We start from the raw sequence: 12,351 nt of genomic DNA, 5'->3' as shown, positions 1-12,351 counted from the left end.
CCTCTCCCCCAAACGCGCTGCCGGGAGCCAACCCCAGCCCCGCCTCCCGTACCAACCGCTTGGCCAGCGGCAAACACTCGTCATGCCCGTCGATGTGAAAGAACGCATACATGCCTCCACGTGGCGTGGCCACCGACACACCTGGCACATCGGCCAGCAACGGCACCAGCGTGTCCCGACAGTTGCGTAGATGGTTCACCAGCGTAGGCGTCACCTCATCCGTGCGCTGCAGCGCCACCGTAGCCCCGCGCTGCACAAACACCGGCGCACACGAGGTGTTGAACTCGATCAGTTTGCCGACCGCGTGCGTCAGCGACGGGGGCAGCACCAGCCAGCCCAGGCGCCAGCCGGTCATCAAAAAGCTCTTGGAAAAGCTGTGTGTCACCACCAGGCGGTCCTCGGGCTCGGCCACATCCAGAAAGCTGGGTGCTGCGCCGTTGGCCGTGTCGCCTGCGTAGTAGAGCCGCTCATACACCTCGTCTGCCAAGATCCACGTGCCCGTGCGGCGGCAGTGCGCCAGGATGGTGGCCTGCTCCTCACGCGTCAGCGTCCAGCCCGTGGGGTTGTTGGGGGCGTTGACGACCAGCAGGCGCGTGCCTGGCGTGATGGCACCGAGCAGCGCATCCATGTCCAGCCGCCACGCGCCTTGGGCGTTGGCCACCAGCGGCACGGTGCGCACCTGCGCGCCCAGAATGCGCGGCTGCGCCACCAGGTTGGGCCACACGGGCGTCACCAGCACCACCTCGTCGCCCGCGTCCACCAGCGCCTGCACGGCCACCATCAGGCCGTTCACACCGCCGGATGTCACTGCGATGCGGTCAAACCATGCATCGGTGTGCTGCTGCGGGTGCAGGCCGTGCATGTAGCCTGCAATCGCGTGGCGCAGCTCGGGCAGACCCAGGTTGTGGGCGTAGAAGGTCTCGCCCTTTTGCAGCGACGCAATGGCCGCGTCGCGAATGAAATCCGGCGTCACCTCATCGCTCTCGCCAAACCAGAACTTCAGCACGTCGCTGCGCCCCAGGCCTTCGTTGGCTACCTCACGGATGCGCGACTCTTCGAGGCTTTGGACTACTTCTCGCATGCAATCTCCTTGCGTCAACAACGCTCCCATCATCGCAGCGATTCTCCATATTGCTTAAGCCGTCACGTAGCACCGAAGGCCGCGGAGCAGACCAGGCGAGCAGGCGCCGTGGAACGGGCTTCGCTTGGCCACTGGCGTTGTCCCACGGTGGGGGAAGGCGCCGTAGGCGACTCAGGGGGGCTTCGCCTCAGCAGGCGTATAGTCGTTTTTTTGATTTTTTTGCTGACCCCAACGCCCATGACCTATCCCAACACCCAGCTCTTCATTGCAGGCCAGTGGCAAGACGCCGCAGAAGGCAAAACCATTGCCGTTTTCAACCCCGCCACCGGCAAAGAAATCGGCCGTGTGGCCCACGCCACCAAGGTCGATCTGGACCGCGCACTGGACGCTGCACAAAAGGGCTTCGAAGCCTGGCGTGACATTCCCGCAGCCGAGCGCGCCAAGACCATGCGCCGCGCCGCCGCGCTGATGCGCGAACGTGCCGAGGCCATCGCGGCCATCATGGTGCAAGAGCAGGGCAAGCCCCTGGCCGAAGCCAGGGTGGAGACCATGGCATCTGCCGACATCATCGAATGGTTTGCCGACGAATCCCTGCGTGTGTATGGCCGCATCGTGCCCTCGCGCAACCTCAAGGCCCAGCAGATGGTGCTGAAGGACCCGGTGGGCCCTGTGGCGGCTTTCACGCCCTGGAACTTCCCCATCAACCAGGTGGTGCGCAAGCTGGCTGCCGCCCTGGCTGCTGGCTGTTCCATCCTGGTCAAGGCGCCGGAAGAAACCCCCGCCAGCCCGGCCGAACTGATCCGTGCATTTGCCGATGCAGGCGTGCCCGTGGGCACCGTGGGCCTGGTGTATGGCGACCCCGCCGAAATCTCCAGCTACCTCATTCCGCACCCCGTGATCCGCAAGGTCACCTTCACCGGCTCCACGCCCGTGGGCAAGCAGCTGGCGGCGCTGGCTGGCAAACACATGAAGCGTGTGACGATGGAGCTGGGTGGCCACGCTCCGGTCATCGTGGCGGAAGACGCCGACCTGGAGCTGGCCATCAAGATCGGCAGCGGTGCCAAGTTCCGCAACGCGGGGCAGGTCTGCATCTCGCCCACACGCTACCTGGTGCATGAGAGCATTCGCGCCGACTTCGTGGCCGCGTTTGCCAAGTATGCGCAGGGCCTGAAGGTGGGCGACGGTCTGACTGCGGGTACACAGATGGGCCCCCTGGCCAACCCCCGCCGCATCACCGCCATGGCTGATTTGCTGGCCGATGCCGTGCAGCAGGGCGCCAAGGTGCTGGCCGGTGGCGAGCGCATTGGCAGCGAAGGCAATTTCTTTGCGCCCACGGTACTGAACGACGTGCCCCTGTCGGCCCGCATCGTCAACGAAGAACCCTTTGGCCCCGTGGCCGCCGTGCGCGGTTTCGAGAAGATCGAGGACGCGATTGCCGAAGCCAACCGCCTGCCGTTTGGCCTGGCGGGCTATGCGTTTACAAGCTCGCTGAAAAACGCGCACCTGCTGGCCCAGCGCCTGGAAGTGGGCATGCTCTGGATCAACCAGGCCGCAGCCCCCGCAGCCGAGCTGCCATTTGGCGGCCTGAAGGACTCAGGCTACGGCTCCGAAGGCGGCCCCGAGGCCATCGAGGCGCACATGAACACGCGCCTGGTGTCGATCATGAACGTGTAAAGGCGCACCCCGCCAGCGGCGCGCCTTCGCGCCTGCCGCTGGCATCAATGGGTCAACAAGGGCCTGCGGGCTGTCTCCCGGGAGTTTTCCGCGAGGCTGCGTGCAGGCCCTTTGCTTTTGTGTTGCACGGCGTGCATGGGTTGCTCCAGCACGGCAGGATGCAGAGCAGGCTTGTGCGGATACACGGGTTGACTTCGTCTCTGAAAAATATATCATGATATATATCTAGGTGATTAAAAATGATCGAAGACATCGTCAAGGAACTCGGCTTTCTCACCCTCGGCACACGCTTCAAGCGCATTGGCGAGGCGCTGCAGGCACAAACCCAGGCGCTGCTGACCGAGCACGGCATTGGCATGCCTGCGGCGCACTTCCCGCTGCTGGCCGCGCTGGACTGGCATGGCCCGCTGGGGGTGGGCGAACTGAGCCAGGCCGTGGGCGTGAGCCAGCCCGTGGTCACGCGCTCGCTCAAAGGTCTGGAGGATGGCGGCCTGGTGGTATCCGAAGCGGTGGAGGGCGACCGGCGCGTGCGCCGCGTGGCGCTCAGCCCAGAGGGGCAGGCCCTGGTGCAGCGCGCCCAGCGAGAGGTCTGGCCCGTGATCGAAGCCTCGGTGGCCCAGGTGTGTGCGTCGCTCGAAGGCCCCTTGCTGCAGCAACTCGCGGCGCTGGAGGTCGGCCTGCAGCGCACCTCGCTGCTGCAGCGTTCGGCAGCTGCCATGGCCACGGAGCCATCCCCGCGCAAGCGCAAAGCCCCCGCCCCCGGCAAGTCCGCAAAAAAGACCCAGGAGACCCCGCGATGAGCACTCCACCGAACCCGTTCGACCGGCCCGTCTGGGCCTCGCTGGCCTACGCGCCCACCCTTGCCGAAGGCGGCGATCAGGCCCGGCGCTACCGGCGCGATGTGAACCTGTTTGCATCCACCCGGGACGACAGCGACGATGCCAGCGTGTCAGCCCTGGCCCCTTTGATTGCCGAGGGCGAGACCGTGTTTGTGCTGCAAGCGCAGCCCGCGCCGGTGCCTCCCGGCCTGCAGGCCCTGCGCCGCGCCGAGGGCGTGCAGATGCTGGCCACCCAGCTGATTGCGCCCGAGCCTGGCAAGGAAGACATCGTGGAGCTGGGCGAAGCCGATGCTGCAGACATGCTGGCCCTGGCCCAGCTCACCGAGCCCGGCCCGTTCTTGCCCCGCACCCACACCATGGGTCGCTTCATTGGCATCCGCGTGGGCGGCCGCCTGGCGGCCATGGCGGGCGAGCGCATGCGCTTTGTGGGCGGCACCGAAGTCAGCGGCGTGTGCACCCACCCGGACTTTCGCGGCCACGGTTTTGCACGCAGGCTGTCGTCGGTGGTGGCGCATGCCATCCAGCAGCGGGGCGACCAGGCGTTTCTGCACGCGTGGACGACGAACGCAGCGGCGATTGCCTTGTATGAAAGCCTGGGGTTTCGCGTCCGCACCGGGGTGCACGTGGCGGTGCTAGGGCGGTGAGGGCAGTGCAACCAAGCAGCGTGGTGAGGCCGCGCCTGTTCCTGTGCGCAGGATCGTTACCATTCCTTCCCTGACGGAGGTATCGGCCCATGCTGTTGACGCGACTGCTTGCCCCATGGTTAGTTTTGTCCTGCGCCTTGCCCGCCATCGCGGGCATGGAGAAAGAAAGCCACAGCACCCGTGGTGGATTGTTCTTTGCTTTACTGCCGCCCGATGCCGAGCGGGTGATGGCACGCTTTGATGACAAGGCCCATCTGCAGCGGCTGGTGCAGCACTGCAATACGGACAAGGCGGTGTTTGCTTTGCAAGGTGGCGTGAAGTACCAGTGCAAGGCAGAGGTGTTCAAGACCCCGTCCGGCGCTGACGACTGGGAGGTGACCGGGGTGACCGTGCAAGGCCCGGCCCGCCAGAGTGAGGGCAGGCAGTACGCCCTGTTTTCGATGGCACCACCCGCCACGCCCCGGTGGAACGTGCGCAAGATCGACCCTGACCAGCGCACCGAACTGCAGACCTATATCCAGTCCGACACGCGCCGCTTTGGCGCGCTGCTGCGCCAGCTGAAGTGGGACGATGCCAGGTCGATCCAGCAGCCCCACGGCGCCCCCGGCGCGCGCACCACGGTGGTGGTGCCCGGCAAGGTGGTGCGCGACGCAGACGCGTTTTACCAAGCGCAAAGGCACCATGTGTTTGTGCGCAGCAGCCAGGGCACTTATGCCTACATGGGAGAGGTGCCAGGCACCCCGGAGAGCCATGTCGATATCGATGGCAACGACCTGCCCGCACTGGTGGTGGAGGAGGGGTGTGATGGCTGGTGCATCAGCCTGTGGCGCCTGACCGGAGGGCTGCGGCAGGTGGGGAGGTTTGGGGGGCATTGATGCCACGGCATGTGTGCTCGGCATCCTGCCGGATGTGGCAATGCTGATCAAATCAATCGTCCCAGCGCATGCTTGTGTCTTTGTTAAGAGCCCACGAAGTGCTTTTTGTCCGCAGGCCACAAAACAAAGCTCCGGCTCATCCGTGAGTCGGAGCTTTTGCTATCATTTGAATAGCATAAAAGGCTTATCCAAAGAGCGGAGAAGCCCATTCTGGCTTGAATTTTTTCACGCCATCATCTTCCCCCGCCCTCAGAACCGGTACGTCGAAGTCAGCGTGTACGTCCGCGCCTGCCCATAGAAACAATCGCCCCGCGCCAGGCACTGGGTGATGTGCACCTTGTCGGTCAGGTTGACCACGTTGAAGGCCACGCGCCAGTCGCCTGCGTCATACGCCACCATGGCATCGGCCAGGGTGGCGGCCGGGGTGCTGATGGCGCTGGTGCCGCTCCATTGCGAGCCGGTGTGGCGCACGCCAGCGCCCACGGTCCAGCCGCCACGGCCTTCGCTGGCAAAGCGGTGGCTCAGCCAGGCGGAGGCGGTGTGCCTGGGCACGCTGGCTACCGGCGTGCCCTGGTCGCCGGCGTTGCTGCGGCTGATCTTCGCGTCGGTGAAGGCGTAGCCCACGGTGAAGTCCCACTGGCGTGCCAGGCTGGCCTGCACCTCGGCTTCGAAGCCCTTGACCTTGACTTCGCCGATCTGCAGGCTGTTGAGCGGGTTGCTTGGGTCGGTGGTCTTGCGGTTCTTCTCGCGCAGCTGATAGATGGCGGCGAAGGCGCTGATGCCCTGGCCGGGCGGTTGCCATTTCACGCCAGCCTCCCACTGCTCGCCGCGCTGGGGCTTGAAGGGGGTGCCATACACGTCCACTCCGCCCAGCGGCTGGAAGGACTCGGAGTAGCCCACATACGGTGCCCAGCCGCCGTCCATCTGGTAGGTGGCGCCAGCGCGCTTGGTCCAGGCCTTGTCGTCCACGGCGGCTGCGGGGCGGCCTTCGGTGTCGGTCTGCACGCTGTCGTGGCGCAGGCCCAGCGTGGCGGTCCAGCGGCCCCACTTGATCTGGTCCTGGGCATAAAAGCCCAGCTGTTTCTGCACCACGTTCGGCTGGCGCACCAGCTGCGCGGCCGTGGGCGGGGTGAAGTTGCCGTACACGGGGTTGTAGACATCGATGGCCGGTGCCACGGCGCGCCAGGCTTTCTGGCCGGTGTGGTTGCGCTGTACATCCAGGCCCGCAAGCAGCGTGTGCTCGGTGTTGCCTGCCTGCAGCTTGCCCTCCAATTGCGTGTCAATGAGCAGCATGCGGCCGGTGTTGAGTTGCCACACGGCATCGCGCACCAGGGTGCGGCTGTCGCTGTTGAACACAGGGCGGGCCGGGCGGCCGGTGGCGGCGTTGGCCGTGAAGCTGGTGTAGATGGTGCGGTAGTCCACCTCGCTCACGGTGCGGCGCAGGTTCTGGCGCACGGTCCAGTCGGCGTTCAAGCGGTGGCTGAACAGGTAGCCCCAGGAGTTGTTGGTGGTGTCATACGCGTCCCAGCCCGGTTCGCTGATGAATGTGTTGCGCGGGATCTGCCCGTAGCGGCTGGCCAACTGCGTGCCCTGCCATGGGAAAAAGCCGATCAGAGAGCCGCTCTTGTCCTTCTGGTGCAGGGCCTGCAGCGTGAGCGATGTATCGGCGTTGGGCTTCCAGGTCAGCGACGGCATCAGCACCACGCGGTCATCGGCCACATGGTCCACCTGGGTGCCACTGTCGCGGCCCACCGCCACCAGGCGATAGAGCCACTGGCCTTCGGTGTTGAGCGCGCCGGTCATGTCGGCGGCGATCTGCTTGCGGCTGTTGTTGCCCAGTTGCACCTGCACCTCGCGCTGCGTTTCGGCCTGCGGGCGTTTGCTGGTGAGGTTGAGCACACCGCCCACGCTGCCCTGGCCGTACAGCACCGAGGTGGGGCCACGCAGAAACTCCACGCGCTCCAGCGTGTAGGGGTCGGGGCGGCTGGTGTTGTAGGTGCCGTAGGTGCGCAGCAGGCCGTCCTGGTACTGCGAGACGCTCCCGCCGCGGGCGGCAAAGCTGTCCACGCGGCTGTCGAAATAGTTGGACACGGCGCCCGCGGTATAGGCCGTGGCCTGGCGCAGGGTTTGCACGCCCTGGGCTTCCATCTGGTCGCGGGTGACTACGCTGATGGCCTGGGGGGTTTCCAGCAGGGGGGTGTCGGTCTTGGTGGCACTCAGCGCGCGTTTGGCTACAAAGCCGCTGACGGGCGCGGTGGGGTTCTCTTGCTCGGCGCCTGCGCTCACGGTGACGGGGGCGAGGGCCTTCTCGGCAGCGGGTGCGTTAGGTGCATTGGGCGCGGCCGTCTGTGCCTGGGCGGTGCCGTACAGGGCCAGCAGTACGGCCTGGGCTATGGCGGTGCGCAGAAGATGGTGGTGGATCATATGCTATTGATTTGGTAGCTAAAAGCCGATATGCAGAGCGCGGAGGAGCCTTTTTTATTTAAAAAATGGCGCAGCGCAGCCACAAAAAACCGTGGCGCTGTGGCGCTGCACGGTTGGGGCAGGTTCACGGTGGTGCGTGGGGCCGGTGGGCCCCCGCAGATCAGTGGCCCTTGGCGGGTGGCTCGGGCAGCGCGGGCGATGCCATGCCGTCCTTCTGCACAAAGCTCAGCGTGGTCACGTAGCTGGCTTCGCCATACGGCTTGCCCTGGGCTTCACCGGCGGTCTTGTCGCTGTGTTTGACCTCTGCCACGTACTGGCCCTTCCAGGGCAGGGCAAAGGTCACCGTGCCGTCGTCGCCGCTTTGTTCACCGCGCGACCAGCCCGAGGGCGCCACCATCTCCACCTGCACCTTGGGCAGGGGGGTGCCGTTGAACACCACCTTGAACACGCCGGGCTTGCCGGTGGGCACCAGGTCCAGTGCCTTGGCATTGGCTTCGGTGGCCTGGCCCGCGTTGGCCACCCAGCGCGCGGCGGGCACCCACAGCATGGCGGGCTGGTTGCGCTTGCTGCGGTCGATCAGGGGGTAGCTGGCGGCGGCGAACAGGGTCTGCGCGCTGGCGTCGGTGGCGTAGCTGAAGGCGTCCTTGCCCAGCTTGCCTTCCAGCGGCTTGGTGGCGCCGGCGGCGGTGCGCTGCTCCAGGGCGGGCGCACCCAGGAACTTGTCGAGCGCGCCGGGCGAGGATTCGCGCAGGTTTTCGTTGAACTCGCCAAAGTGCAGGCGGGCTTGGCCGCCGGCGTTTTCCAGCCACACCTGGTGGGCGTGGGCGCTGGCGACGGCGGTGAGGGACGCGCAGGCAATCAGGGTGGCGAGCAGCGGGGCCTTGAGGCGCAGGGACGATGGCATGGCAGTTTCCTTTCGGTGGTTTCAACAAAAATGTGCGTGCACAGGGCGTGCGTGCCCCCGGCGGGGCCACACGCAACCCAGTGCGAAAGAAGTTGGCTGCCTGCGCCCGGTGGTCTAGCGCTGGGTGGCTGGTTGCCGGGCGGCTGGCTGAACGGCACCGCCCGGGGTGCGTCAAAAATCGACGCTGGCGCTCAACGAGAACGTGCGTGGCGCGCCCACCACCAGGTAGCCTGCGCCGGGGTAGCCGCCCGACGACGCCCAGTAGTTGCGGTTGGTCGCGTTGTCCACGCGGGCGCGCAGGGTCACGAGGCGGCCCTGCACCTCGGTGAGGTAGCGTGCGCCCAGGTCCAGGCGGTTCCAGCCCGGCACGCGCAGGGTGTTGGTGGCGTTGGCATAGACCGCGCCGGTGTGCACCAGGCGGCCGTCCAGGGCCAGGCCGTTCACGCCGGGCACATCCCATTCGGCGCCTACATTGGCCTGCAGCTTGGGCACGCCAATCACGCGGCGGCCGTCGGTGCTGGCGGCACCGGTGGCGAGCTGCTTGGCATCTAGCCAGGTCAGGCCGCCCAGCAGGCGCAGGCCCTTGGTGGCCTCGCCCTGCACGGCCAGTTCAATGCCTTGGTGGCGATCCTTGCCATTGCTGCGGAAGATTTGGTCAGAGCCCACATAGGCGCGCGGCTTGGTGGTGGAGAACAGGGCCACGCTGCCGCCCACGCGGCCGCCGTCAAACTTCGCGCCCACTTCTTTTTGCTTGGAGACATAGGGCGCCAGCATCTCGCCCCGGTTGGCGGCGGTGCTGGGCGCGGTCTGGCCCTGGCTCAGGCCTTCCACATAGTTGGCATACACCGACAGGCCTTTGTCCACCTTGTAGACGGCGGCCAGCAGCGGGCTGGTGCGGCTGTGGTCGTAGCGATCGGTCTGCACGGCCGTGCCGTAGGCGTAGTTGGCGATCTCGATTTTCTGGTGGCGCAGGCCCGCCGTGAGCAGTAGGCGGTTGTTCAGCAGCGACATCGTGTCGCCCAGCGCCAAGCTGGTCAGCCGCGTTCTGCCGGTGCGGCGTGGGTCGGCCAGGTTGCCGCCATAGAGCGTGTTGGCGCTCAAGCTGGGCTGGCTGGCGGCCACGGGGTTGTAAAGGTTGGTGGCCAGGGTGTTGCGCAAGTCCATGGCATAGGCGTTCTTCTTGTCGGCGCTGAAGTGCGATGCCACCGCCACCCATTCGTGGCCCACGCTGCCGGTCTGCAGCTTGCCGCGCAGGCCCAGCTCGCCGGTGTTCACGCTGTCCTTGCGGGTGTTGTCAAAACGGTAGGTCGTGGCAGCACCACTGGCAGCGTTGGTTACCGTGAGGTTGGCCAGCGAATTGGCCTCCTCGCCCCGGCGCGCACCCGCCGCCGCCCAGGCGGTGGTAGTGGGCGACAGGTCCCACTCGCCGCGCAGAGTGCCGAACACATCGCGTTCGTTCGAGTAGCTCCAGGGCTGGGCAAAGTTGGTGTGGTTGTCAGGTGCGCCCGGCACCGTGGTTACCGCGCTGCCCAGCGTCACGTTGGTGCGCGTGTTCTTGAGCTGGTGGTCTTGCCAGCCGATGTCGCCCGACAGGCGCACATCGCGGCTGCGCCAGTCCAGGCCCACGGCCAGCAGGCCCAGCTGCACGTCTTCGTGGTCCACCGCTGTGCCGCCATTGCGGGTAGCGGCATTCACGCGGATGCCTGTGTTGCCGTCGGGGCCAAAGCGGCGGGCGATGTCGGCCGCAATCTGCGTCTGGCCGCCGCTGGCCACGCCCAAGGTCACGCGGCTCAAGGGCTCGTTGGGTGCGCGCTTGGGCAGCAGGTTGATGCTACCGCCCAGGCCACCGCCGTTGGGGCTGGCGCCATTCAAAAATGCCGAGGCACCGCGCAGCAACTCCACCCGCTCGAACAGTTCGGTGGCGATGTACTGGCGCGGCAGCAGGCTGTACAGGCCGTTGTAGGCGGTGCTGTCTGAATCGAGGATGAAGCCCCGGATGAAGAACGACTCCTGAAAATTGCCAAAGCCGCGCGCCACGCGCACCGTGGGGTCGTTCTGCAGCACATCGCCCACACTGCGGGCATGGCGGTCCTGGATCAGTTCGTTGGTGTAGCTGGTGATGGAAAACGGCGTGTCCATCGCATCCTTGGTGCCCAAGATGCCTGCGCGGCCCCCACGCGCCACTTGACCGCCGGGGTAGGCGGGCGACAGGCCTTGGGCCGATGCATCGGCACTGGCGTTGACCGTGACGGTGGAGAGGGTCTTGGCCTCGCCCGCCGTGGCGTGGGCTACAGATGCCTGCGCATGCAGCGCAGGTGCGGCCAGGGCCAGCACCAACGCGGCCGCAGCCAGTGCAACAGGGGTGGCAGACACCGCAGGGCGCAGCAGCGGGGCGGTGTGGGGTGATGGTGCGGAACGCATGGCGAAGAAAAACAAAGAAACAAAGAACTCACTGCGCAGCGGTGGAACAGGTGCCGGATGCATCGGTGGGGGATGCGTCTGCGGTTGCCGCTGTGGCACCTGCGGAACTGCGAGGCCAGCTGTACCAGCCCATCACTGCCACCGGCACACCCAGCGCCACCCACGACCACCAGTCGCCCCAGGTGTCGGACACCAGGGCCGTGATCAGTCCGGTGGTGGTGAGGACCCCCATCACGATGGGCCAGCCCCACAGGGCCCAGAAAGGGTGGTGCTTACTCATGCGGCCCCCTCGGTGGAGCGCGCTGCGCCGGATGTGGGCAATGCGCTGCCTGCAAAGCCGCCCGTGTCGCTGCCAGTGGCTGTTTTTGCGGGGCTTGCCGCCTGCACGCCCTTGCGCAGCCACAGATACAGCCCGCTGCCCAGCACGACGATGGTGGCGATGTCGAGCAGCGCCCAGATGATCTTCATCGGCATGCCGCCGTAGTCGCCAAAGTGCAGCGGCTGCGACACCAGCAGCGCTGTCAGGTACCACGGCAGCGCAGGCGACGCCGTGACCTGCGCCGTGCGCGCATCCACCAGCACGGGCTTGAGCAGCTTGGAGGTCAGCGGCTCGTTGCCGCGCAGGAAAAACGTGTTGTGGTGCGGGCTGGAGAACGCCGTGCCCGGGAACGCAATGAACGACAGCTTGGTGCCCGGCGCCTGGGCCTGCGCCACATCCAGCGCCTGCTGCAGCGGCCCGCGCTCGGCGGCGGGCACGGTGGGCTGGCCCTCATACGGCTTGAGCAGCACCGAGAGCTGGTCGTACTGCCAGTACTTGATGAGCAGGTCGGCCCACGTGTTGATCATGCCCGTGCCACCCACCACAAAGGCCCACACCAGCGTGACGATGCCCAGCAGGTTGTGCAGGTCGAGCCACTTCACGCGCGCGGAGCGATCCCGCCGCACCTCGCCAAACGCCAGCTTGCGCATGAACGGCGCATACAGCACCACCCCGGTGACGATGGCCACCAGCAGCAGCAAACCCATGAAACCCAGAAACAGCTTGCCCGGCAGCCCCGCAAACAGGTCCACATGCAGGCGGAACATCACATGCATGAAACCCTCGTCAAACCGTGGCTGCGCCAGCACCTGGGCTGTGCGTGCATCCACCGCCACCGACTTGAAATCGTCCGTGGGGGCCGGTGTGGGCGTGAGCGTGACGAACCACACGTTGTTGTCGTCCTCTGCGTGCGACACGAACTGCACCACGCGGTCCGGGTGCAGCGCCTGCGCGGTGGCCAGCACCTTGTCGAGGCTGGCGCGCGGTGTGTCGGCAGGCATGGCAGGTGCCTCGACCTCGGTGCCCAGCAGGTGGCCGATTTCGTGGTGAAAGATCAGCGGCAGGCCGGTGATGCACAACAGCAGCATGAAGATGGTGCACACCAGACTGGACCACTTGTGGGTCCAGCTCCAGCGGCGCAGGGCGGTGGGGCTCAGCATGGCGTGGGGG

General features: G+C 66.4%; 10 protein-coding genes. 4 read left to right on the top strand and 6 right to left on the bottom strand.

The genetic code is table 11. From position 1 onward, the window contains the following. Positions 1 to 1,081 (bottom strand): pyridoxal phosphate-dependent aminotransferase (locus DBR12_RS00380; RefSeq protein WP_108615436.1); only part of this gene is annotated, 1,081 nt, incomplete at its 3' end. 237 nt (positions 1,082 to 1,318) lie between these two features. Between DBR12_RS00380 and DBR12_RS00375 the strand changes: the two genes are divergently transcribed. From DBR12_RS00375 to DBR12_RS00360, 4 genes are all read left to right on the top strand, one after another. Continuing rightward, positions 1,319 to 2,755 (top strand): NAD-dependent succinate-semialdehyde dehydrogenase, encoded by a 1,437-nt coding sequence (locus DBR12_RS00375; RefSeq protein ID WP_108615435.1) that lies wholly within the window; start codon positions 1,319 to 1,321, stop codon positions 2,753 to 2,755. Positions 2,756 to 2,994: 239 nt separating this feature from the next. Next, the gene (locus DBR12_RS00370; RefSeq protein ID WP_108615434.1) at positions 2,995 to 3,555 is read left to right on the top strand and encodes a MarR family winged helix-turn-helix transcriptional regulator; all 561 of its coding nucleotides are present in this window, start codon (positions 2,995 to 2,997) and stop codon (positions 3,553 to 3,555) included. Further along, positions 3,552 to 4,238: a GNAT family N-acetyltransferase gene (locus tag DBR12_RS00365; protein WP_108615433.1), complete on the top strand. Its 687-nt coding sequence runs from the start codon at positions 3,552 to 3,554 to the stop codon at positions 4,236 to 4,238. The genes DBR12_RS00370 and DBR12_RS00365 overlap by 4 nt, the downstream gene beginning before the upstream one ends. A gap of 89 nt (positions 4,239 to 4,327) precedes the next feature. After that, on the top strand, positions 4,328 to 5,113 hold the full coding sequence (locus DBR12_RS00360) for a hypothetical protein (RefSeq protein ID WP_146185433.1): 786 nt from the start codon (positions 4,328 to 4,330) through the stop codon (positions 5,111 to 5,113). Positions 5,114 to 5,362: 249 nt separating this feature from the next. Here DBR12_RS00360 and DBR12_RS00355 read toward each other — a convergent pair whose 3' ends face one another. From DBR12_RS00355 to DBR12_RS00335, 5 genes are all read right to left on the bottom strand, one after another. Continuing rightward, positions 5,363 to 7,537, bottom strand: a complete 2,175-nt coding sequence (locus DBR12_RS00355; protein WP_108615431.1) for a TonB-dependent siderophore receptor — start codon at positions 7,535 to 7,537, stop codon at positions 5,363 to 5,365. Positions 7,538 to 7,697: 160 nt separating this feature from the next. Further along, entirely contained in the window at positions 7,698 to 8,441 is a 744-nt protein-coding gene (locus tag DBR12_RS00350) for a DUF4198 domain-containing protein (RefSeq protein WP_108615430.1), read from the bottom strand. A 171-nt stretch (positions 8,442 to 8,612) separates the two neighbouring features. Next, complete coding sequence (locus DBR12_RS00345; protein ID WP_108615438.1) at positions 8,613 to 10,862, bottom strand: TonB-dependent siderophore receptor; 2,250 nt, start codon at positions 10,860 to 10,862, stop codon at positions 8,613 to 8,615. Positions 10,863 to 10,890: 28 nt separating this feature from the next. Beyond that, positions 10,891 to 11,142, bottom strand: coding sequence for a hypothetical protein (locus DBR12_RS00340; RefSeq protein ID WP_108615429.1), 252 nt, complete (start codon positions 11,140 to 11,142; stop codon positions 10,891 to 10,893). After that, positions 11,139 to 12,338 (bottom strand): PepSY-associated TM helix domain-containing protein, encoded by a 1,200-nt coding sequence (locus DBR12_RS00335; protein ID WP_369861257.1) that lies wholly within the window; start codon positions 12,336 to 12,338, stop codon positions 11,139 to 11,141. Before DBR12_RS00335 ends, DBR12_RS00340 begins: the two co-directional genes overlap by 4 nt. Positions 12,339 to 12,351: the final 13 nt, after the last annotated feature.

Source organism: Acidovorax sp. HMWF029, from assembly GCF_003060895.1.
Taxonomy (GTDB): Bacteria; Pseudomonadota; Gammaproteobacteria; order Burkholderiales; family Burkholderiaceae_C; genus Acidovorax.
This window is presented reverse-complemented; position numbering and strand designations above follow the sequence as displayed.

Coding starts and splice junctions, on each gene's coding strand:
- DBR12_RS00355 (WP_108615431.1), bottom strand. CDS start 7,537: ATGATCCACCACCATCTTCTGCGCACCGCCATAGCCCAGGCCGTACTG.
- DBR12_RS00345 (WP_108615438.1), bottom strand. CDS start 10,862: ATGCGTTCCGCACCATCACCCCACACCGCCCCGCTGCTGCGCCCTGCG.
- DBR12_RS00365 (WP_108615433.1), top strand. CDS start 3,552: ATGAGCACTCCACCGAACCCGTTCGACCGGCCCGTCTGGGCCTCGCTG.
- DBR12_RS00360 (WP_146185433.1), top strand. CDS start 4,328: ATGCTGTTGACGCGACTGCTTGCCCCATGGTTAGTTTTGTCCTGCGCC.
- DBR12_RS00370 (WP_108615434.1), top strand. CDS start 2,995: ATGATCGAAGACATCGTCAAGGAACTCGGCTTTCTCACCCTCGGCACA.
- DBR12_RS00350 (WP_108615430.1), bottom strand. CDS start 8,441: ATGCCATCGTCCCTGCGCCTCAAGGCCCCGCTGCTCGCCACCCTGATT.
- DBR12_RS00375 (WP_108615435.1), top strand. CDS start 1,319: ATGACCTATCCCAACACCCAGCTCTTCATTGCAGGCCAGTGGCAAGAC.
- DBR12_RS00340 (WP_108615429.1), bottom strand. CDS start 11,142: ATGAGTAAGCACCACCCTTTCTGGGCCCTGTGGGGCTGGCCCATCGTG.